The organism is Pseudothermotoga sp. U03pept (assembly GCF_051235805.1).
Taxonomy (GTDB): domain Bacteria; phylum Thermotogota; class Thermotogae; order Thermotogales; family DSM-5069; genus Pseudothermotoga_B.
In genome coordinates, this window is sequence record NZ_JBPNXV010000001.1 from 1832125 (window position 1) to 1854641 (window position 22517).

At 43.4% G+C, this 22517-nt stretch carries 22 protein-coding genes and 1 tRNA gene; 13 read left to right on the forward strand and 10 right to left on the reverse strand.

Features of this window, described 5'->3' with window-relative positions; translation table 11 throughout:
* Genes ACSFC1_RS08965 through ACSFC1_RS08980 form a run of 4 tightly spaced genes read left to right on the forward strand, consistent with a single transcriptional unit; the run spans window position 1 to window position 2314 of the window.
* Complete coding sequence (locus ACSFC1_RS08965) at window positions 1-369, forward strand: response regulator (protein ID WP_435565761.1); 369 nt, start codon at window positions 1-3, stop codon at window positions 367-369.
* Window positions 370-371: 2 nt separating this feature from the next.
* Entirely contained in the window at window positions 372-851 is a 480-nt protein-coding gene (locus ACSFC1_RS08970) for a chemotaxis protein CheX (RefSeq protein ID WP_435565762.1), read from the forward strand.
* Window positions 851-1294: a chemotaxis protein CheX gene (locus ACSFC1_RS08975; protein WP_435565763.1), complete on the forward strand. Its 444-nt coding sequence runs from the start codon at window positions 851-853 to the stop codon at window positions 1292-1294. Before ACSFC1_RS08970 ends, ACSFC1_RS08975 begins: the two co-directional genes overlap by 1 nt.
* 12 nt (window positions 1295-1306) lie before the next feature.
* Entirely contained in the window at window positions 1307-2314 is a 1008-nt protein-coding gene (locus tag ACSFC1_RS08980; protein ID WP_435565764.1) for an HD-GYP domain-containing protein, read from the forward strand.
* Between the two features lie 333 nt (window positions 2315-2647).
* Here the strand turns inward: ACSFC1_RS08980 and ACSFC1_RS08985 are convergent, their stop codons facing one another.
* Window positions 2648-3166, reverse strand: a complete 519-nt coding sequence (locus ACSFC1_RS08985; protein ID WP_435565765.1) for a hypothetical protein — start codon at window positions 3164-3166, stop codon at window positions 2648-2650.
* A gap of 202 nt (window positions 3167-3368) precedes the next feature.
* Window positions 3369-3444, reverse strand: a tRNA-Met gene (locus ACSFC1_RS08990).
* 65 nt (window positions 3445-3509) lie between these two features.
* Between ACSFC1_RS08990 and ACSFC1_RS08995 the strand changes: the two genes are divergently transcribed.
* From ACSFC1_RS08995 to ACSFC1_RS09005, 3 genes are read left to right on the forward strand one after another with little or no spacing between them, the layout of a single operon-like run.
* Window positions 3510-3686 (forward strand): hypothetical protein, encoded by a 177-nt coding sequence (locus tag ACSFC1_RS08995; protein WP_435565766.1) that lies wholly within the window; start codon window positions 3510-3512, stop codon window positions 3684-3686.
* Between the two features lie 37 nt (window positions 3687-3723).
* Window positions 3724-5169, forward strand: a complete 1446-nt coding sequence (locus ACSFC1_RS09000) for a TldD/PmbA family protein (protein WP_435565767.1) — start codon at window positions 3724-3726, stop codon at window positions 5167-5169.
* Window positions 5166-6497, forward strand: coding sequence for a TldD/PmbA family protein (locus tag ACSFC1_RS09005; RefSeq protein WP_435565768.1), 1332 nt, complete (start codon window positions 5166-5168; stop codon window positions 6495-6497). The genes ACSFC1_RS09000 and ACSFC1_RS09005 overlap by 4 nt, the downstream gene beginning before the upstream one ends.
* A 27-nt stretch (window positions 6498-6524) precedes the next feature.
* Here the strand turns inward: ACSFC1_RS09005 and ACSFC1_RS09010 are convergent, their stop codons facing one another.
* Together ACSFC1_RS09010 and ACSFC1_RS09015 are read right to left on the reverse strand one after the other, a co-directional pair.
* On the reverse strand, window positions 6525-8279 hold the full coding sequence (locus ACSFC1_RS09010; RefSeq protein ID WP_435565769.1) for an NAD+ synthase: 1755 nt from the start codon (window positions 8277-8279) through the stop codon (window positions 6525-6527).
* 33 nt (window positions 8280-8312) lie between these two features.
* Window positions 8313-9557 (reverse strand): iron-containing alcohol dehydrogenase, encoded by a 1245-nt coding sequence (locus ACSFC1_RS09015; RefSeq protein ID WP_435565770.1) that lies wholly within the window; start codon window positions 9555-9557, stop codon window positions 8313-8315.
* A gap of 122 nt (window positions 9558-9679) precedes the next feature.
* On the opposite strand from ACSFC1_RS09015, the gene ACSFC1_RS09020 reads away from it, so the two are divergent.
* From ACSFC1_RS09020 to pgsW, 6 genes are read left to right on the forward strand one after another with little or no spacing between them, the layout of a single operon-like run.
* Window positions 9680-10123, forward strand: a complete 444-nt coding sequence (locus ACSFC1_RS09020; RefSeq protein ID WP_435565771.1) for a MarR family winged helix-turn-helix transcriptional regulator — start codon at window positions 9680-9682, stop codon at window positions 10121-10123.
* Window positions 10116-11861: an ABC transporter ATP-binding protein gene (locus ACSFC1_RS09025; RefSeq protein WP_435565772.1), complete on the forward strand. Its 1746-nt coding sequence runs from the start codon at window positions 10116-10118 to the stop codon at window positions 11859-11861. Before ACSFC1_RS09020 ends, ACSFC1_RS09025 begins: the two co-directional genes overlap by 8 nt.
* Complete coding sequence (locus tag ACSFC1_RS09030; protein WP_435565773.1) at window positions 11851-13731, forward strand: ABC transporter ATP-binding protein; 1881 nt, start codon at window positions 11851-11853, stop codon at window positions 13729-13731. The genes ACSFC1_RS09025 and ACSFC1_RS09030 overlap by 11 nt, the downstream gene beginning before the upstream one ends.
* A gap of 30 nt (window positions 13732-13761) precedes the next feature.
* Window positions 13762-14907, forward strand: a complete 1146-nt coding sequence (gene pgsB / locus ACSFC1_RS09035; RefSeq protein ID WP_435565774.1) for a poly-gamma-glutamate synthase PgsB — start codon at window positions 13762-13764, stop codon at window positions 14905-14907.
* Complete coding sequence (gene pgsC, locus ACSFC1_RS09040) at window positions 14886-15311, forward strand: poly-gamma-glutamate biosynthesis protein PgsC (protein WP_435565775.1); 426 nt, start codon at window positions 14886-14888, stop codon at window positions 15309-15311. The genes pgsB and pgsC overlap by 22 nt, the downstream gene beginning before the upstream one ends.
* On the forward strand, window positions 15308-16267 hold the full coding sequence (pgsW, locus tag ACSFC1_RS09045) for a poly-gamma-glutamate system protein (protein ID WP_435565776.1): 960 nt from the start codon (window positions 15308-15310) through the stop codon (window positions 16265-16267). The genes pgsC and pgsW overlap by 4 nt, the downstream gene beginning before the upstream one ends.
* Window positions 16268-16269: 2 nt before the next feature.
* Here pgsW and ACSFC1_RS09050 read toward each other — a convergent pair whose 3' ends face one another.
* Genes ACSFC1_RS09050 through ggt form a run of 6 tightly spaced genes read right to left on the reverse strand, consistent with a single transcriptional unit; the run spans window position 16270 to window position 22169 of the window.
* Complete coding sequence (locus ACSFC1_RS09050; RefSeq protein ID WP_435565777.1) at window positions 16270-17325, reverse strand: succinylglutamate desuccinylase/aspartoacylase family protein; 1056 nt, start codon at window positions 17323-17325, stop codon at window positions 16270-16272.
* Between the two features lie 21 nt (window positions 17326-17346).
* A complete protein-coding gene (locus ACSFC1_RS09055; RefSeq protein WP_435565778.1) occupies window positions 17347-17493 on the reverse strand; it encodes a hypothetical protein in 147 nt (48 codons plus the stop codon).
* A gap of 4 nt (window positions 17494-17497) precedes the next feature.
* Window positions 17498-18817: a TRAP transporter large permease subunit gene (locus ACSFC1_RS09060; protein WP_435565779.1), complete on the reverse strand. Its 1320-nt coding sequence runs from the start codon at window positions 18815-18817 to the stop codon at window positions 17498-17500.
* Between the two features lie 22 nt (window positions 18818-18839).
* On the reverse strand, window positions 18840-19883 hold the full coding sequence (locus tag ACSFC1_RS09065; RefSeq protein WP_435565780.1) for a hypothetical protein: 1044 nt from the start codon (window positions 19881-19883) through the stop codon (window positions 18840-18842).
* Window positions 19883-20437, reverse strand: a complete 555-nt coding sequence (locus ACSFC1_RS09070) for a DUF6305 family protein (RefSeq protein ID WP_435565781.1) — start codon at window positions 20435-20437, stop codon at window positions 19883-19885. The genes ACSFC1_RS09065 and ACSFC1_RS09070 overlap by 1 nt, the downstream gene beginning before the upstream one ends.
* Window positions 20438-20447: 10 nt before the next feature.
* On the reverse strand, window positions 20448-22169 hold the full coding sequence (ggt, locus tag ACSFC1_RS09075; protein ID WP_435565782.1) for a gamma-glutamyltransferase: 1722 nt from the start codon (window positions 22167-22169) through the stop codon (window positions 20448-20450).
* Window positions 22170-22517: the final 348 nt, after the last annotated feature.

Genomic DNA, 22517 nt, shown 5'->3' on the forward strand with positions numbered 1-22517 from the left:
ATGATTAAGAAAGTCCTCGTTGTAGATGATTCACCTTTAGTAAGAAATTTGATCAAGAAAGCGTTAGCCCAGAGCAGTGATTTCTCTGTCGTTGGTGAAGCGTCAAACGGCAAAGAAGCAGTCGAGCTTGCTCAGAAACTCAAACCAGATATAATTACCATGGATGTCACAATGCCCATGATGGACGGACTCGAGGCAGCTAAAGCTGTGTTAAGCAGAGACAAAAATGTGAACGTACTTCTGCTCAGCGCAATGGGAGATGAAGATCTGCTTTCTCAGGCTACAGAAATCGGCATTAAACACGCTTTGCAAAAACCCTTTAAAACCGAACAGCTGATCGACGCACTAAAGAAATTGTTGGAGGAATGAAGATGGATAAGAACACCGAAAGACAGGTAATGCAGAGCTTCATAAGATCAATGTGTAATGTCTTTTCGACGTTGACAGAGAAGAAACTTGTACCCAGAGGTGTTGAACAATCAGACACGCTGATTGTGAAGGTCTCTGGTGTCGTAGTCATCGTGAGTTTCTCTGGCTTATTCTCTGGGAGATTGCTCGTTTCGATGCCAAAGGAACTCGCTGGCATAATCTACACAGGTCTCGGAGGAGAAAACCCTTCTGACGATGATTTGTTGCTCGCGGCAAATGAATTCGGCAATATGGTGGCAGGCAATGCAGTCACAGAGATAAACAACACTATCAAAGGAGCAAATATCAGACTCTCACCGCCCAGTTCCTTTATCGGAGACGATCTTGTTTTCTTCAACTTCAAAATGAGTGCACACAATATCCTTTTTGATGCAGAAAACCTAACAATTAGATTGAACGTTGCATTGAAGGAGGAGAAGTGATGATACAGGAATTGGCAGGAGTAACCCAAGGAGTGCTTGCTACTTTCGGTATCCAAATAGATAACGTGAAGTTTCTGAAAGAACCCATGCACAAAACATCTACGCCCCTGTGTGTCATTGTAGGTATTGTTGGCAAAGACGGTGAGAGAAAAGGTGTTTTCAGCTTTGAGTATCAGCAGTCCTTCGCGAAAAACGTCTTGCAAGCTATGCTTGGCGGTTATGAGGTAGATCTCTTTTCGGAGATGGGAATCAGTGCACTCTTGGAGCTGTCAAACATGCTCAGCGGAAACATGCTCGGTGTAGTTGCACCACAAGCGGTGACCACACCACCTACCGCCGTTTTTGGGCAAAACATGAAATCGTTGTTGAACGTACTTGAATGTTACAAGATGGTATTCATCATGCAGAATTCATCGTTCTCAATAGGAATCAGCATTGTGTGAAGGAGTGAAGTGATGAATTTCTCCATTCTGATTGCCGAAGATGATGAATTTCAAAGAAAGTATATGATCAACGCCTTGACAAATGGGGGTTTCTCAGCTGTTGGGACAGAAAACGGCGAAGAAGCCTTGAAAACCTTCAGCGCGAACCCCGCAAAATACAGAATCCTCTTGGTCGATTTGAGAATGCCAGTGATGGATGGTTTTGAGCTGATAAGACGTATCAGGAAGGATCACACCGAGGTTTATCCGTACATTTTCGTTGTGACGTCACTGGACAGCGAAGATGATGTCCTAAGAGCTTTGGAGTTCGGTGCAGACGAAGTGCTGATAAAACCTGTGAGTCCTAAGAGGCTTTGTGCATCGGTCGTGTCAGGTCTTCAAAAACTTAAGATGCTCACCTTAGATGTGCTGATAAAATCTTCTGTAAGACTGATGAATATCAGAGACAAGTACACTGGCAATCATGCAGAGAATGTGAAAGTAATTGCAACTTTGCTTGCACGAGTTTATTGTGAAGAAGCGGATATAAACGGTAATTTTGTTGACGAAATAGGTACTGCTGCACTTCTGCACGATGTGGGCAAGATACTCATACCTGAAGAGATTCTTCGAAAGCCAACTTCGTTGACGGTTCAGGAGTACGAGTTAGTCAAGACTCACACAACAAACGGCTCTGAGATCCTTCGTGAATCGCTCGCAACACATCCGGAAAACACCACAATAAAGACTTGCTATGAAGTCATCAGATACCACCATGAACAATGGAACGGTAAGGGATATCCAGAAGGTCTGTCGGGGGAGGAAATACCAATCTCAGCAAGAATTGTGAAGGTTGCAGATGTCTTCGATGCACTGACTTCAGAAAGATACTACAGAAAGGCTCATTCTCCTGAGGAAGCACTCGAAATAATGAAAGCTCAGAACGACCATTTTGACCCAAAGATATTCGAGATCTTCCTTGAACACCAAAGGTTCTTCCTCTCTGTTATCAAATCTAAAACAACTCTAATTAAGGATTAATCCTTAAAAGAAATACTACAAACTGACCGAAAGATTAGACCTATGCCAATGTACAGTCGAAGTTTTTACCAAGATCTTGGTTGGCGCCTTCCGCTATATAATATACGAAGTTGCAAAAACTTAAGAAGTTGTGTAACCACTCTTTTGGTGATTTTCTTCGCCTAATTCTTGTCAAGAACTGCCAGCTGAAGGGAAATTCGTCGAGCCATGCTCTGAAAATTGCCGTTTCATCTGCACTTCAGGAGATTGTTCCAACACTGTACCAAGTTGCTTACAGCCATGGAAAAACAAACAAGGTGGGCTTAGCCCACCTTGTTTTGACCACATTGATCTTCAGCCAGGTATACCGTAGATATAGATTGCGTAGAACCCAAATGGTATTCCATCCCACCAAGTTATGCCAGCCATAGCTCTTTTTTGCGGATTTTTGATAGTCTGAGTGAAGATATAGCCATCAAATCTTTGATCATCCTGAGTATTGCTGGGCGTGTTTGCAAAATCAACTAAAAAGACTATTCGATGTCCAAGGTTGCTGTTCTTTCCCGTGTAACCTGGTCCTGTCATTCCGAGAACTGAGTCTTGTGGATTGCGCAAGATCACGTAAGTTAAGCTGTATTTTTTCCCGTCAGAAGTCTTGATGTAGCCATTTCCTTTGAGCTCCAAAACGAGTTCTCCTTCCCAGCCATCCCAGTAGATCTTCCAAACTGAACCATAAGCTCCAATGATATCGGCTTGACTCATTGCAGTTGACAGCAATGGCGTAAACGGAATATGGGGTGTTACCTGTCCCAGTTGTGCCAAAACCAAAGTACTCAACAAAACCATTACTACGCAGAAGATCACCTTAAGCATGCCTATCCCTCCTTTGAATGGATAACCAATTATATCTGCCAACTTATTAAAAAGACATTAGAATTCAAAAGTCCTGGATGCCAGTTCTGTTCGTAAGATAGGTAAAGAGTCAAAAAAGCGAGAATGCATGGGTCTTAAGAAAGGTTAATATCTGCGAACTTTACAGATTTCACAGTTAATGTTAAAATATAAGGAGAAGTTCTGGTGGGCTCGGGTGGACTCGAACCACCGACCGCCCGGTTATGAGCCGGGCGCTCTACCAGTTGAGCTACGAGCCCGCAACCAGAAAACATTATACATCCAGCCCTTGAGACTGTCAAGGGCTTTGGGGATGGTGATTACCTTGGAAGTCGACATCGTGAAACTCGACCCGGTCAAAAAGCTGCTCAAGCGTTACCCACGCATCTTAGTAATTAAAGCCGCTCTGATGATATTACAGTCTGGTCAAAAAGTCAGCACAGAGAACATCGAAAGGGCAATAAACGATATAATCGAAACAGGTGACGAAAGCAGGGATTGATTCCCTGCTTTCTGATTTCTCGAAAGGAGGTTAAATCGTGCAAGAGAAATTACAGAAGATTCTCCATTATCTGAATTCAAAGGGGGTAAGGTACGCAGACATAAGGTATGAAGAACACCTTCAACAAGAGATTTTTGTTGAAAACGGCATTCTTAAAACACTGACTAACGGTTTCAACTGTGGAACGGGTGTGAAAGTCTTGTTTGAAAACGGTTGGGGTTTCGCAGCAACCGATGAGCGCGGTGAATCAACATTGGAAAAGATTGCAGATCGTGCGCTTGAAATCGCTCAGTCATCCAACAAGCGCGCAAAAAAGGGCGTCAAGCTCGCTCAAGAACCAGCACACAGAGATAGTTTCAAATCTCCTTACCAGAAAGATCCATTCGAGATTTCAGAGAGCGAAAAGATCGAGATCTTGAAAAATGCAACTTTGAAAGCAAAGGAAGTTGAAGGCGTCGTACGCTCGACAGGTTCTATGCTCTTCAGAAAGATCAACAAGGTCTTTTTGAGCACTGAAGGCTCTGAGATCGAACAGCAGATAATAATCTCCGGCGCCGGGATAACCGCACAAGCAGTTTCAGAAGGAGGCTTTCAAACCAGATCTTACCCAGCAAGTTTTGGAGGAGATCATTCAACAAGAGGTTGGGAGTTCATCGAGGAGATGAAGTTAATCGAACATGCACCAAAGATAGCAAAAGAAGTCACTGAGCTTGTCAAAGCCTCGGAGATTGAGCCAGGAGAGTACGATATCATCATAAGTGGCAATCAGCTTGCCTTACAAGTGCACGAGTCTTGCGGACACCCTATAGAACTCGATAGAGTGATGGGCTCAGAGCTCAGTTTTGCCGGGGGAAGCTTTCTGACCTTGGACAAACTGAACAACCTCAAATATGGCAGTGAACATGTGACGATCACAGCAGATGCGACAATTCCCGGTGGCTTGGGTAGTTTTGGCTATGATGATGAAGGGGTAGAAGCACAGCGTTCGTACATCGTCAAAGATGGTCTTTTTGTGGGGTATTTGATGAACAGACAGACAGCTGCGGAACTCGGCTTGAGATCAAACGGTGCCGCACGAGCTGACAGCTGGTCACATCTTCCAATCATAAGGATGACAAACATAAATCTCCTGCCGGGTAAGTACACACTGGACGAACTGATATCTGGCATAGAATATGGTTTTCTGCTGGACACAAACAAGAGTTGGTCTATAGACGATCTGAGACTGAACTTTCAGTTTGCCACAGAGATCGCTTATGAAATCAAAGGTGGCAAGCTGACTGGAAAGATCTTCAAAAATCCTGTGTACTTCGATATAACTCCCAAATTCTGGGACAAATGTGACGGTGTTGCCAATCAAGAACTCTGGCATGTGTGGGGCGTACCAAACTGTGGCAAAGGACAACCGATGCAAGTCATGTACGTAGGACATGGTACATCACCGGCAAGATTCAGAGGGGTAAAGGTAGGTGTTAAGAGGTGAAGACTGAAAACTTCTACAGAAACCTATTCAGATTGATGAACGAACACTTCGTTGGTTTGAAATTTCTGAGCGTTGTCTCAAACACAGAAAGCGCACTAACAAGATTTGCCAACAACGAGATCCATCAAAATGTCTTTGAGAAAAAGAGTGTTATAAGTGTTTTAGCAACGAAGGACAACAAAGTGGCTGTCGCCACGAGTAATGATCTGTCAATCAATGGGTTGAAGGAAACGAGAAAAAAGCTCGAACAAATGTTGGAGAACTCAACGCCTCTGGATTACCAATTCAAACTTCCAGATGTCTCGATCGGCTATCCAGTTGAGAATATCTGCGATTCTGTGAAAAACGCCAAGGCTGAAGACAGAGCACAGGTTTTTGATAAGATCGTGAAGGCAGCGGGTGAAGAAGTTCAAGCCTTTGGTTACGTGAGCGATAACATAGCCGAAAATGCCGTCATCTCTTCGAATGGAATGTTTGTCTATCAGGCTTATTCGAGTGCAAGTTTCAACTTTGTCGCTCTTAGTAACTCTGGCAGTGGGTATGTTTCTTCAACGGCAAGAGGATATAAAGATCTCGATGTTGACAAAAAGATACAAAGAGCGATCGAATTCGCAAGAAAGTCGAGCAACCAAGTGGAAGTTGATCCAGGTTCATACACCGTAGTACTTGGTCCCGAAGCCGTCAGCGACCTGTTTTTCTATTTCTCATATGTCTGCACGAATGGTTACATGCACGAACTGAAGATGAGTCCATCGGTGAGATTTCTCGGGCAAAAGATAGGTCCAACAAATCTGAATGTTCATGACGATCCAACCAATGTCTTGCAAGTGCCACTCGTCTACGATATGTGTGGTAAGAAGAGAGAGAAAACTCCGTTGATAGAAAACGGCGTCTTCAAGAACATTCTATACTCACATGGTGCAGCACTCAGATTCGACAAAAAAGCCACAGGTCATACTTTCTCACTCGAAGATCTCGATTTTGCGATACCTGCAAACCTTGTCATAGAAGGTGGAGATACACCGATTGAAAAGATCATCTCCGAAGTAGATCGTGGCATTTACGTCAACAGATTTCATTACATGAACGTCGTCGATCCATATGAAGCGATGTTCACTGGAATGACCAGAGACGGCACATTTTTGATCGAAAAAGGTCAGCTTACAAGGGCACTTAAGAACATGAGATTCAACGTGAAGTTCTTTGAATTCACGCAGAACATCGAAGCGATCTCCAAGGAAGTCGAATCAACCAGCGGCGAGTATTTCCCCGCAGTGGCTCCTTTCATGAGAGTTAGGAACTTCAATTTCACCTCCAAAACTGCTTGAAAAATGGGCGACTCTCGTCGCCCATTTTCACTCTTTCGTTTCCCATTCTTTGAAATAGTTGGTTATTGGAAGTCTTCTGTCTTTACCAAAGGCTCGATGGGTTATCTTGGGACCTGGCGCCATTTGACGACGCTTGTACTCGCTGCTGGCAACCATCCAGGCAACCTTGCGAACTGCTGATTCATCATAGCCCATAGAGATGATCTCTGCGACACTTCTGTCTTCTTCTACATAAGCTTTCAGTATGACGTCGAGCAATTCGTACGGTGGAAGTTTGTCTTGGTCGGTTTGGTTTGGTCTGAGTTCGGCGCTCGGAGCTTTGGTGAAGACTCTGCGTGGTATGATCTCCCTTTTCGCTTTTTTGTTCACATACTCTGCCAGATCGTAGACAAGCGTCTTGTAAACGTCCTTTATAACTGCGAATCCACCAGCTGTATCACCATAAAGTGTACAGTAGCCTGTACTGCTTTCACTCTTGTTTCCTGTTGTCAGTACGAGCCAGCCAAACTTGTTCGAGAGCGACATCAAGACCATCCCGCGAATGCGTGCCTGCAGATTTTCTTCGGTCACATCGAAAGGAAGATCTTTGAAGACAGGCTTTAGAGAGTTCAAAAAGCTTTGGAAGAGATCGTTTATAGGTATGATCAGATATTTGATTTTCAGATTCTCAGCCAATATCTTCGCATCTTCGATGCTGTGATCTGTGGAATAGGGACCTGGCATCAAAACACCTGTTACGTGCTCTGGACCGAGTGCGTCCACTGCTATGCAACAGACAAGTGAACTGTCCATACCGCCACTGAGGCCTATGACCGCGTCGGTCATTTTGTTTTTCCTCACATAATCACGCGTGCCCAAGACCAGAGCATGGTAAACCTCGGCTGCAGAGTCTAAGTGTTTTTCTGTACGCTGTTCAAGTGCAGGTTTTGATTCTTTCTTTACAAAAGGTATCTTCACAATCTGCACTTTTTCAAGAACCTCTCGATCGATTGCCAGCTTATCACGCCTTCGTCGAGGATCTCTTAGTCTAGATCTCTCCACATTTCCCAAATCGAGATCTGCAACTAAGAAATCTTCTTCGAACTGTTTTGCTCTGGCGATGACCTCACCTTGTTCGTTTAGAATCAAACTCGCACCATCGAAGACCAGCTCATCTTGACCTCCAACGAGATTCACGTATGCAACGACTGCCAAATTGTCATTTGCACGCACAGAGAGCATTCTCTCTCTCCAAGCGAGTTTCCCAGAGTGATACGGCGAGGAAGATATATTTATCAAGACCTGTGCATCTCCTGCCAAAGTCTCTAATCGAGCCGGTCCGCCGGGATACCAAATGTCTTCACAGATCGTTATGCCAAGGCGAATATCGTTCAAAAGAATTACCAGTGCCTTATCACCTTGCTGAAAATATCGAAATTCATCAAAGACTCCGTAGTTCGGCAGATAATTCTTGTGATAGACTGCACAAATCTTTCCATCGTGCAACACAGCTGCTGCGTTGTATGTATCACCTTCTTCATCCACGAAGCCAACCACCGCAACCAGCGATTCTGGCACATACTTTGCAACCTGATGCACCATCTGTTTGTTTTTGTCAACAAAATGGGGCTTAAAGACCAAGTCTTCGGGTGGATAACCAGTCAGTGCAAGCTCTGGAAAGGCAATGACATCAACATCCATCTTCTTTGCCATCTCGATCTTTTCAATGATCTTTCTTGCATTTCCTTCGATGTCACCAACGATGGTGTTGATCTGTGCAAGTCCTATTCTCAATTCATTCATCATCTCACCTCCGCCACCGTCTGGCTTGTGATCTTACAGCTGATCTAAAAACCATTCACAGAAATCGTCCAGTACCTGTAGTTGATCGTACAAATCGAGTATAGTGTATCGATCTCTGATCGTGTTAGAAATGAATATCACTTCTTTTAGAAATTTTCTGTCGTACTTCGATAGAAGTTCTTTGACACCCATACTCAACAACGAAGCTTCAAGTGAATAGCGGTAACTCAGATAGAGATCTTTCAAGAGATCTTTGATCCTTCCCAGATCGATATTTGCAGCTTTTTTCTTGCTCAGATACACAGATTCAAATTCATCTGCTATCTGTTCGTTGAAAAAATCAACTAAGATCTTTCTTCTTTCTTGCGGTGACGGTGAACCTTTCGCAAAGTGAATATCTTCGAAGAGCGCATCGTATGCCTTCAGAGAGACATAAGTTCCTACAGCAACCTGCAAGCCATGAAACAGTGGAATCTCTCCTCTGATCTCTTGGTACATTTCAAGAACATGCGAGATTAGATGTTCAGCACCCGAAGCCGGTCTTGAGTTTCCAATTATCGTTATGTTCAGTCCAGAGATCAACTGAGCTCTCATCAGTTCAAGGACACTCGATCTGTCTCTGTGAAGGATCTGTTTTGTGCTTGTGAGAACCTTCTTCAGAGAGTCTTTAAGATCATCCCAGACGAAATCACAGATCTGCTCACCCGTTAGGTAGTTTGCCAGAACCCAATCGAGTCTTGCTGTAACCTTTGACGATATATCTCCGATCCCCGCCCTCAGAAGATCGATTGGACAGTTCACAATGACATCAGGATCTATCAAAATCTTTCTGGGCACCTTTGCCGGCAAAGTTTTCTTAACACCGTCAACGATTAATGGAGCCACAGAAGAACTGTAGGCATCAACCGATGGTGCTGTTGGAAAACAAGAGAAGTCCTTCGCTGAAAGCACCGAGCAGTACCTCACGATATCTGTCAGACTACCAGAACCAACCGACACCAATTCTTTGTACTCTTTATCTGCCAACAAATCCAAGAGCATCTTCACATTCTCCATAGTTGCCAGAACCCTCTGAGAGCCTTGAGCCACCACAGTTTTCTGGGAAGGTATCTTGGGGATAGAAACAGTGTTCTGATCGACAACAAAAAGTGCATTTTGAAAAAATTCTGCAAGTCTTTCTGAAAGACCTTGAGCACACACTATCTCAATTTCTGGCACTCTGTGAGTCTTACCACAACTGCACTCAATCGTTTTACCTAAGAATTCTATCAATCTCATCACCTGTGTTTCATTATACAACCGCAATTGTTTCGTTTTGGATAAGAACATCGTGTGACTAACGAACGGGTGATATTATATAGACATCTAACAGTTAGACGTAAAAGAACAGGGGGTTTCAAATGAATGAAGATCTCCTTTTCAAGAGGTTTTTTATCATTCAAAGACTTCATTTTCGAATCTTACAGGAGGAACTTGAGCACAGAGAGATTCATCCTGGTCAACCGCCGATGCTCATGCTCGTTGGAAGACATGAAGGTATCAATCAGAAAGAAATCGCAACTAAACTGAACATCAGACCAGCAACCGTCGCAATAATGCTCAGAAGAATGGAGAAGGCAGGTTTAATAACAAGAAGGCAAGACGAAAGCGACAAGCGCTTGCAGCGTGTTTACCTGAGTGAAAAAGGCAAAGATGTGTGTGAGATTCTCAAAAGGGAAACCAATCGTGTTGAGCAGATTGCGACAGATGGGCTGTCGGAAAGTGAAAAAGAACAGCTCAAGAACTTGTTAGATCGTGTGATCGATAACCTCAAGAGCCATACGAAGGGGTGGTGTCATGAATAAGATCTTCAAGTATCTCAAACCCTACGCTTGGTTGGTAGTCATAACTGTAGCACTCGTGATAGTTGATTCTTATGTGACTTTGTATCTACCAGATCTGATGTCTCAGATCGTTGACAAAGGTATAACAAAGGGCAATGTGGACTACATCTGGCAGATTGGCGGAAAGATGTTACTCGTATCTGCCATAGAGGTCTTGGCAATTATCTTGATGAGTTACACCTCTGCAAGATCTGCGATGGCTGCCGGTAGAGATTTGAGAAACGACTTATTCAAGAAGATAGAAAGTTTTTCACTTGAAGAAATAGACAAATTCAGTACGGCTTCTTTGATCACAAGAACTACGAACGACATAACCCAGATACAACAAGCACTGGTCATGATACAAAGAATGGTCATAAGAGCGCCAATCGTTGCTGTTGGCAGTATAATCATGGCTCTGTCAAAGGATGCAAAACTCACAATGATTTTGTTAGTAACTGTACCCATTGCACTGGTCGCGATGTACTTCATCTTCAGCAAGACTATGCCGCTTTTCAAAAGCATGCAGAAAAAGATAGATAGGTTGAATCTTGTCTTGAGAGAAAGAGTCACGGGAATAAGAGTCATAAGAGCATTTAACAAGGAAGATCAAGAAAAAGAAAGATTTGAACAGGCAAACGCCGATCTCACTCAAACTGCTCTGAGGGTGAACAGAATAGGTGCAATAATCTTTCCGATCATGATGATCGTGATGAACTTCACAGTTATCGCACTGATATGGCTTGGGGCTAAGCAGATAGATCTTGGAAAGTTGCAAGTTGGCTCTATGATGGCAGTAATGCAGTACGTGATGCAGATTCTATTTTCCTTTGTGATGATCTCTATGATCTTCGTCTTCCTGCCGCGAGCTTCTGTTTCTGCACAGAGAGTTATCGAAGTTTTGAAAACTCAGCCAAAGATCCGCCAGCCAGAAACTCCATTTGTCCCGGCTGAAGAAGGGCTCATAGAATTTGAGAACGTAACTTTTCACTACCCTGGAGCAAAGGAAGCCGCCTTGGAGAACATCAGCTTCAGGGCAGAACCTGGGAAAGTAACAGCCATCATCGGGAGCACTGGCTCTGGAAAGACGACAATCTTGAATTTGATAATGAGGTTTTACGACGTCACAGATGGCAGTGTGAAGATAGACGGTGTAGATGTGAGACAGATCGATCTTGAAAAACTCAGAAGCATGATAGGTTACGCACCACAGAAGGCAATAATCTTCTCTGGAACGATAGCAGACAACATTAGATTTGGGAGAAATGAACTGACAAATGAAGACATATACAATGCGGCTGAGATAGCCCAAGTTAATGAATTTGCCCAAAGGATGCCAAACGGCTTGAATACAGCTGTTGCACAGGGCGGAACCAATCTCTCGGGTGGACAAAAGCAAAGAATCTCCATTGCTCGCGCGATTGTTGGTAAGCCGAGAATATACCTGTTCGATGACACCTTCTCTGCCCTTGATTTTAGGACAGACGCTCGTGTGAGGACAAGACTTCTCAAGGAAACAAAAGACTCAACGGTGATCATCGTTGCACAAAGAGTTGCGACGATCATGCATGCAGACCAAATTATCGTCTTGAAAGACGGCAAGGTACAGGGCGTTGGAACACACAGAGAACTCATGGAAAAAAATGAAGTTTACCGAGAAATAGTTTTATCGCAGATTTCAGAGGAAGAAGCAGTCGGAGGTGAGCTCAATGGCAGATGAAAAAAGACAGACACCACAGTTCAGACCTATGCCAGACAGAGGACCTGTTCCTGGAGGACCACCGCTCACAAGACCAGCAGAAAAGGCTAAAGACTTTAAAGGTACTCTCAAAAGACTTGTGACATATCTAAGACCGTATCTCATCGCCATCATCATCGTGCTTGCCATCACTGTGACTGCAACGATTTTGACGATCTTTGCTCCAAAGATCCTTGGTAGAGCAACGACAGAGATCTTTCGTGGAATAATGGCAAAGCTCTTTCATCTACCAAACGCGGGAATCAATTTCTCTTACGTTGCGAAGATTTTGGTCCAAGTCAGCATTCTGTACATTGTGAGTGCTCTGTTAAACTACATCCAGCAGTACATCATGGCCGGTGTCTCGCAGAAGATCGTGATGAAGATGAGAAAGGACGTGTCTGAAAAGCTGGCGAGGTTGCCTTTGAGATTTTACGATTCAAAAACGCACGGAGAGATCCTCAGCCGCGTGATAAACGACGTCGACCTAATAAGCAATACACTCCAACAAAGTTTGGTCCAATTTGTTTCAGGAATCATTTCAATAGTTGGTGTCACCATCATGATGCTCACAATAAGTCCTCTTTTGACAGGTGTAACGGTTCTAACCTTACCTTTGAGTATCGCAGCCACTGTTTTGATTGCAAAATACTCTCAGAGATATTTTGCAAGACAGCAAAAGTACCTGGGGGAACTGAGTGGTCACACCGAAGAAGTCTATGCAGGTCACGTTATTGTCAAAGCCTTCCAGAAAGAAAAAGAGTCTATCGAGAAATTTGAAAAGATAAACAACCAGCTGTACGATGCGAGCCACAAAGCACAGTTCCTTTCTGGTATGATCATGCCATTGATGAGATTCATAGGTAACCTTGGGTATGTGATCGTCTCTGTAGTAGGTGGAATTCTCGTCACCAAGAGAGCTATAACAATAGGAGATGTCCAAGCTTTCATACAGTACTCTCAGCAGTTCACACAGCCAATCGTTCAGATATCCAACATAGCCAATTTGATACAATCAACTGTCGCCGCAGCAGAGAGAATCTTTGAGATACTCGATGAACCAGAAGAAGAACCAGAGAAGAAAGATGCCATCAAGGTGGAAAAGGTGAAAGGTAATATCAACTTTGAGAAGGTCTATTTCAGTTATCTTCCAGAAAAGCCTTTGATAGAAGATCTAAATATCGAAGTGAAGAGTGGACAAAGAATAGCTATAGTTGGACCAACCGGCGCAGGTAAAACTACACTGGTGAATCTGTTGATGAGATTTTACGAAATACAGAAAGGCAGCATTAAGCTCGATGGTATTGACATAAGAGATATTCAAAAGAACAACCTCAGAAGATGTTTTGGTATGGTTCTACAAGATACTTGGTTGTTCAACGGCACGATTAAAGAAAACATCGCATACGGCAAAGAAAATGCTACCTTTGAAGAGATCGTGCACGCCTCAAAGATGGCACAAGCCCATCACTTCATCATGGCTCTGCCAGATGGATATGAAACAGTCATAAATGAAGAGGCAACAAATATATCTTACGGTGAGAAACAGCTCATAACAATCGCAAGGGCATTCTTAGCCAACCCAGATATCTTGATACTCGATGAAGCCACAAGCAACGTCGACACACTCACAGAGATCTACATTCAAAAGGCTATGGATGAACTCATGAAAGACAGAACAAGCTTCATCATTGCTCATAGACTGTCGACGATCAGAAATGCCGACTTAATATTGGTGATGAACGAAGGCAAGATAATAGAAAAGGGCAAGCACAAAGAATTACTCGACAAAAATGGCTTCTACGCGCAGCTGTACAAAAGCCAGTTTTTGGGTGCATTGGTGGATGTGTGAAAACAGATCTGAACTCTGAGGGGATCAATTGTGTTAGTAACTTTGACTTGTTTTGTGATCTTCATAAGCTTTCTAACATTTGAAGCAATGTACGCGCATTTTATGAGAAGTCGTATAAAACTGAGAATAGCTGTGACGGGTGTGCGCGGTAAATCGAGCGTTACGCGCCTCATAACCTTTGTTTTGAAGCAAAACGGGATGAAGGTTTTGGGCAAAGTGACCGGTTCAAGAGCCGTTCTCATATACCCTAACGGTGAAGAAAAGAGCATCGAGAGAAGAGGAAAACCCTCAGTCACAGAGCAGGTCAGAGTGTTGTTAAAAACTGCTAAAAGAGAAGGTGTTGATGGTCTTGTCTGTGAAACAATGAGTGTAAGTCCCGAGATCCTTCGCTGTGAGATTCAAAATATTCTGAAACCACACATCATAGTAATAACCCGCCTTTCTGTAGATCATGTGCAAGAACTTGGAAGTACAATCGATCAAGTCAAGAAAAACATCATTTCGGTGTGCAATCCAAAATCAACGGTTATAACCCTAAAGGGAAACCTCGATGATCTATCAGTAGAGACACTTAAGAAGAAATGTAAAGTGATCGAGGTAGAAACGCGAAATGATGCTCCCAAACCTGTCGATTACATAGAGTTCGATGAGAATTTGGCTTTGGCGCGGGCAGTTGGTGAGTTCTTGGGACTGAAGGAAATAACAAAAGACATCTTGGAGAAAGCGTCGGGTGATATAGGAGCGCTCAGGTGTTGGAAACTCGAAAACGATGTGGTCTTCGTAAATGGTTTTGCAGCAAACGATCCAGATTCTACGATTAGAGTCTTTGAAATGGCAAGGGGATTCTTAGCGCGGAATGGGTTGTCAAGTGGGAGGTTCATAGGAATTTTGAATCTGAGGGCTGATAGAGTTGACAGAACACTTCAGTGGCTAAAACAAATCAAGATATGGTTCCCTTTTGAGAAGCTTTATGTGACAGGACCAGACAACGCCTTATTTGTGAGAAGAGCTAAGGATTCAAGATGCGTACCAATCAGGGCGGAAGACATATTGGATGAAATTGAAAGATTGGAACCACAAACAGTGGTCTTCGGATTTGGTAATATTGCAGGTGTAGGACTGAGGTTGATCGATCAACTGCAGGAGAATGAAAGATGCTTGAAACTGCAACCATAGGTATCCTAATCTCGGCTTTTTTTGTTGAGTTTACTGGTTTTTACCCGGGCGGTATAGTCGTACCAGTCTGGCTTTCATTCTATGTGGATCAACCTCTTAGAATCCTGTGTACAGTACTGCTCTCATTAGCTTGTCTCCTCGTCTACAAGATACTACGCAGATACTTCTTTTTGTACTCAAGAAGGCGCTTCATAGTGATGTTAATTCTATCCGTCGTCTTCACATCACTCTTCAGAAAGTTCAGCCTCTCAGTAGATTTCCAACCAATTGAAGTGCAGACTGTCGGTTGGATTGTACCAGGACTCCTTGCAAATACCATGGAGCGTCAGGGTATTTTGATCACATTGATCTCCATGATTGCTGTGTCTTTGACCATAAGATTGGTGGCTGTCTTGATACTATGAAAAGAGCGATCGTGTGGTTCATCGTTTCTGTGATTGCCTACACATTTTGGTTGTTCATGCCGCATGGGTTATATCCTTACACAGACCAACTTTACGAAGCTTCGTTGACTATGGAAAGAAGCATAAATGTGATAAGTCAAAAAAGATCGAACAGAATTAACCCCAGTTTTGACCCCAACACAACAGGCTTGATAGGTGATGAACTCACAGAGCTAACAACGACAGCCGGTGATCTCGAATCTAAGAGGAGCACAACAAATCCCGATATGGCAGCTCTAATTTGTCATTTGCTGATTCGAATTGGTGTGAAAAGAGAAGACTGTGTAGCAATCGGTGCATCAGGTTCCTTTCCTGGTTTAATAGTAGCCACCATGAGTGCTTGCAAGGCAATAGGAGCAAAACCTTTGGTAATCTGCTCAATAGGAGCATCGCAGTGGGGTGCGAATCAGATTGACTTTACCGTTCTCGACCTCTTCAAATGGCTGACAGAGACCGGGTTCGAAAAACCACTTTTATTTTCTTATGGAGGTTCAGACAACAAAGCAGCTGATTTCCCTGAAGATATTCGAAACGAACTGAGACACAGAGCCAAAGAGTATGGGTTCGTACTGTACGAAGGAGTGACATTCCAAGATGATCTCGAAAACTTTTATCAGAGTTATCTGAGTAACTGTGACAAACGAATTGCTGCCTTTGTGAACATCGGAGGCAGTCTGATCAACATAGGTAGGTCCACCGATGCAGCTATGCAAACCGGTTTAATAAAAAACGTAGAGATCTTAGATCCTGAATCGATGATGGGTTTGATGGCTCAGAACAAGGTACCTGTTTTGAGTTTGCTGAACATGAGAAAACTAACCACAAAATACGGTCTGCCATGGGATCCCATACCTTTGCCAAGAGCTTCAGAGGAAAGATGCAAACGCCTTGCAAAACGATTTGCAGCAGCAGAGTGAATTCACTCGAGACCAGTTAACAGTATTGAGTCGTCGGGATTATACGCATTAAAGGTATCGATTATCATCTGAATGGTCTTCAAATGTCTCCACACCCTAAGTTTCAGAGGCAGTCCATTTTCGTCATAGGGAACGTTGAGCCTGCCAGCTTTCGCGGCTTTTAAGTAGAATTTGTCAAGACCAGTCACAACCAGTCTTTCGTCAGTCCTTCCTCTGAGCCTTCCTTGCGATGGATTTGCAACCTCCAGCAGAAACGCGAGTGTCTCAGAATTGTCTCCCCACTCTCTGTGCGACAGACCGCGAAACTCCTTAGGAGATCTTTCTACACCTATGTCAATTCCCTCAAGTTCAAGCATCATAGCTGCCTCGACTGCGATATCAATCGCTCTGTCATGAGCAACAATAGCGTTTACTGTAGTATATTCAGGTGCTGCTTCATGTAAATCAATCGATAGTTCGGGGTTCTCTGTTCTTATGACCTGCATGATGGCGTAAGCAATTTTCTCTGTCAGTGTTCCTCTGGGGTTCCCTGGATACGCTCTGTTCAAATTACGTTGTTCGGACCCACTGAGAGCCTGTCCAGTAACTGTTCTGTAAAGCCTTGGATCTGGCCATTGATCAATTGGGTTGGTCAGCCTTGAACCTATGCCAATCGTCATTTCTCTGCCATTCCAGAGGAATCTAATCATTCTTGGAGTAGCTTCTAAGGGCTGTGTGTGTGAAAAAGCACTTGTATTTGCCCTTGGTATGACAATGAGTTTCCCCTTCGTCAAAGTAAAATTCTCTACAATAATTCGAGCTGTTGCGTAACCAGCCGGTTCATTTGGATGAGTCCCACCAACAATTAAAGCGCAACCACCTTGTTGTTTTCCTTCAAGTACATAAACCTCGGTATCACCAAATGTTCCACGAAGTTCTGAAAAGTAATCGCTCAACTTCTTGATCTGGGTAACCCCTGGTCCGGGGTTTATACTTTCGAGCCTGCGTTGAGAGTTGAAGGGCTTAAGAGAAGTAACTACCATGAATACAGTTATCGCAGAAAAAAGAAGCACTTTCATGATCCTCATTTCAACTTCATCTCACTTTATCAGAAATATTCTCAAAATCCACGGCGCAAGAACCATAGCGGCCATTAGCCAATTCCAGCTGTGTGGTTTCTTGAAAACCAAACTGATTAAGATGTAAGAAAAATAGACGAGTATCGCTATATAGATGTAAGTGATCAATACATCACCTCTTCTCGATCTTCAAATCAAGAACAGTGCAAATACCAAATATCAGACCAATGACTACAAAAAACCACAAGGGATTGCTGAAAAGTTTAGCGAACTCTACAGAAAAGATCACATTAGTAACCGATACAACCCCAATGATTATGAGAAATGGTATGGACCTCTTGAAAATTTGAAAGTAGGAATCTATACCAACAACCTGTGCGCTAACAGTACTCGCCAATGCCGTTGGAGGTAACATATCTCCAAGTCCTGATAAGAGAGATATCGCAGATGCTATCAGCACGTCATTCCCTCCACGAAATGCCAAAAGAAACGGCACCCCTAAGACAGATGCAGCTCCGTAAGAAGATATCGCACCAAAGGCTGGTACACCAATCCCAACGGTCAGGAATAAAACGCTGTACGGGAAAAAGAGCATCTTTGCAACTATAAATCCTCTAACACCGCTGAGTGTCATAACTTGAATCAGCATGCCTACACCAACGAGTATCGACAAGATCGGTAAAGATTGTTCCATGGCATTCAACGAAATTTCAATAAAATTGATTCTCTTCCGACTACAAAAGACAGCTGATACCGCACTCAAAAAGAAGATGAGTACCAAGCCCAACTGTATTACCCCGATTCCATCAAGAATGGAGAGAACAACGAAGATCAGCAAAGGAATGTACAGAATAATATCTTCGATCGAGAATACTGCCTTCTGCTCAAGTCCTGGTTTTTTAATCCCTTTGCCAGCGATCACCAAAGCTGATAAGAGTGCAATTGGAACTGTTAACCAAAGCAGTGGATAGGTGAAACCAACATATGGCATGTCTACTCCTTCACAGATCACCATAGCTTGGATGTTCACAGGTGGCGCTATCATACCGAGCACAGACGATATCGCGATCAACGTTCCCGATTTCTTGTTGTCCAAACCTATAGCTTTGAAAACTGGAAAGGCTACAGCACCCGTTGTGAGTACAGACGCTGATGAAGAACCTGTTATCATCCCACCGCTCATAACGAGGAGTGTAGACAATAGCAGAAGAAGCCTTGGCTTTGAAGAGAATTTGCACGTCAAAAAACTTGCAAGGTGATTCAGCAAACCAGATTTTTCTATCGCAACAATGAAAATCATTGCTGATAGTACTGTTAACACGGCATCAAAGTATCCGAATGCACCATCGATCAAGATGCAGGCATCAAATCTTCTTTCAACTATGAACAAAACAGTTGCTGAAATTATAAAAAACGAAACACCTCGTTGAACCTTAAGGAATGTCAAAATCAAGAAACCAGTTACTATTATCACAAAAAGGACGATCTCCAACTTTAAGTCCCTCTCCTCAGATTCAGTTGTAGATCATGAAAAACTTTTGGGCACTCTCAAATGATTTTTGTTCTGGAATCCCTTCAAAGACGATACTTCGATGTATGAAGTCGTTCAAGTATTCACACAATTTCACAAATGTTCTGAGATGTGTGTAAACCCTCTTCCACAAAGGAAATTGACCGTGATCGAGAGTGTAAACAGACCTGGAACCTTGGTCTTGAGATGGATTTGGCGTTTCTATCAAGAAAGCAAGTGCATTCGTGTGATCCCCAAATTCTCTGTGACTTAACCCTCTGAACTCTTCGCTTGATTGTTCGAGTTTCATATAAACACCTTCAAATTCGAGATCTAGAACTGCCATTGCTCCCATGTCCAGGTTTTTTGGGTTGCATATAATCATATTTGCTAATCTTGAAGAGGTCCCAGCTTCGTGAAGATCAACTACCATATCTATCTTTTCTTTTCGCACAAGTTCGAATAAAGCGAAACTTATCTGTTCCGTCAGAGTTCCATCTGCTCTACCAGGATGAACTCTATCCAAATTTCTTGACTCGTATCCGGGAAACTGTAAACCAGAAAGATGTGTGTAAGTTGCTGGATCAGAGGGTTGATGGTATGGGTTCGTCCTTCTTGAACCAACAACGACACTCCTTGGACCGCTTGATGTCACAAAATTTATATAACTGGGAGGAATCACAGTTTCTTCGCGCTGATCATAAGAAACAGTTCCCCAAGTAGCGGCACTGTTGTTTGCCCAAGGAATAACGAATAACCTACCCTTCTTCACGGTGACTCTTTCAATGAAAATCAACGAAGTGAATATGCCAGCAATCTCGTTCGTATGTGTGCCAGAGAGCAAAAGCACATTCGCTCCAGGTTCTTCACCCTCAAGCACGTAAACTCTGGTGTCACCCCAACTGTTTTTCAAAGGTAGGTGATAATCACTCAACCATTTTATCTGAGTAACACCATAACCGGGTCGTACATCGTGAAAAAGCGGAGCCGCGATGCAGAGCACCGCGGCAACTGTTACAAAAATTATGGTCAGCACTCTTCTGAACATCATTGATCACCAACTTCAAAATACTGTTCCAGAACACTTTGAACGGCACTTGTGCTGTCAACAACGATCAGTTTTTTCTGCTGGCTTTCACACAGGTTTGTGAAGAAACTATCTTCATTCCCCGCTTTTGTGACGATCACAAGATCAGCAAACGGTACAACCAATTCGTTCAACTGATCACTCGTCTTTCCACGCCTTGATTGACCCTCTATGTGCGCAACCACGATCTTTATTCCCATTTCCTTGGCTTTGTTCAGAAGCTCTGTAACTCTCTGAGTTTCTTGCTGAATGTCTATGCCGGCTGCTCCAAGCCCTTTTGAACTCGCTCCGACAACTATTATGATTGACTTAAAACCTCCACTTAACAAATCCACTCTGGCAAGTGGATCAAGGGTAAACTGAAGTTTGGCTCTCGTTGCCAGAACTTTCATCATCGTAACACCTGCGCTCTGGCCTGCGGAGGTTATGAGCACAGGTTGTTGAAAGGCCAGCTGTTGAGCAAAAACTGTACAAAGAATAAACAGAGTACCCAACATTGAAAGATACTTTCTCACAGATATCGCCTCACTTTTCTGGTATCGCTGCTGCACCCTGTCTCCTGAATGATCCAACGCCTACGTAAGTGCCATCTTCTTGTTTGTAAACGCAATTGGGTCCTCCAAAGAAAAGATCCAGCTCAGGGTACAACTCGAGTTTATACCCATAGTATTTCTCAAGGATCTTAATCGTTTCCTCAGGAAATCCGCCTTCGATCTTTAGATCTGTGTAAGTATCATAGGAACAGAACTTCGGAAGTTTCATCGCTTGATCGATTGAGTATCCAAAATCAATCACATTCACTATCAATTGAGACAACGTGGATAGAATTCTCGATGCTCCCGGAGTGCCAACAATCATTAAAAGATCATCATCCGGTGTCAAAACAACAGTAGGTGCTATTGTTGTGCGCGGTCTTCTGCCCGGGGCAAGTGCGTTTGGACCAGAGGTCGAGAAGTTCGCCATCTCGTTGTTCAGAATAATCCCTGTCCCAGGAACAACATTGCCAGATCCAAAGAAAGAGCTGAGTGTCTGAGTGAAAGCAACGGCATTTCCCCATTTGTCGACTACGCTGGCATGAGTTGTTGATGGACTCTCGACTTTTGTTTTTTCTCCAAGGTCTTCTAATATCTTTTCGAAAAAGCTCTTGCCATTGAGGTACTTGAAAGGATCTCCAGCCAGTTTCTGACGCTCAGCAGCATTACTGGATCTCGCAATTGCCTTTGAAAGAGGTATCATTTCGAATCTGCTCTTTGCATATTCCTTGCTGATCAGGGCTTCAACAGGAACGTTAGGGTCATCACCACAATAAACTCTCATGTCGATTGTGGCAAGATAGAGAGCCTCCGAAAGTAAATGAATATAGAGTGGGTCATCCCACGAAAGATCAGAGATGTTAAATCTTTCAAGTATGTTGAGTATTTCCACCAGAGTAGTACCTCCAACAGGTTGTGGTGCGGTGATTATTTTGTAACCTCTGTATGTCCCAACGACTGGATCTTTGACGATAGCATGATATTTTTCGAGATCCTCTTTAGTAATCGCGCCTCCGTTTTCTTGCATGAACTTAACTATTTTGTCGGCTATTTCTCCACGATAGAAAGCATCTCTTCCTTTTTCAGCGATGAGTTCAAGTGTCTCTGCTAAAACGGGATTTTTGAAGACATCGCCGGGTTCATACAAAAGGTCATCTTTTAGATAGATCTTGGCACCTTCACCAGGGTCTTTAAGAAGTTTTTCATAATTGTCGGACAGAACACCAACATAAGTTTCGTTGAGAACGAAACCTTCTCTTGCCAACCTGATCGCCGGTTCCATAACCTCTTTGAGACTCATCGTTCCCCACTCTGACAACGCCATAATCAAACCATCAACTACTCCTGGAACGCACACTGAAAGTGGTCCTGAACTATAGTTGCTCGGAGATTTTGTATACTTGGAAAGGTCTATTGGAGCGGCAGATTTGTAATCGATGGCTACACTCTTGCCATCAACCATGTGGATGATCATCACACCTTCTCCACCAAGACCACTTGCATACGGTTCTACAACACCTAACGCAAAGGCTACTGCCACTGCAGCATCCACTGCATTACCACCTTTTTCCAAAATCTCTGCCCCCGCTGCAGCAGCATATGGGTTTGCTGCCGCAACCATGCCGTTCTTCGACATCATGACTTGACCTGTGGAAACCGCTAAGAGAGTTACACTGAGTAAGACCAGAAAAAGCAATGGAATGAGCCTTTTCATCACCTTCGCCTCCCCATCGATAGAGATTTTGTACTTACATTATATCATCTCCTCTTATATAGGAAAAACTAATATCGAGCCTGTTACTTAACTGATGTAGCAGTGAATTTACTTTTCAGCAAAATGCGCGCAAACAGTCGGTGATAACCTCTTAAATCAAGAACCCGGAGGTGTTCGGATGTTTATTCAGTGTGGAGTAAAATTGCATTTGCTTGAGATTACATACACTGTAGGTGTTTTACAAAGGGGCTTGAAAAAGCCCCTTTTATTTTGTCTGGTCGGGATATCTTTTTTGAAAACGAAGGGGCGTTAAGCCCCTTTTATTTTGTCATAGAAGGAGGCGAGGGT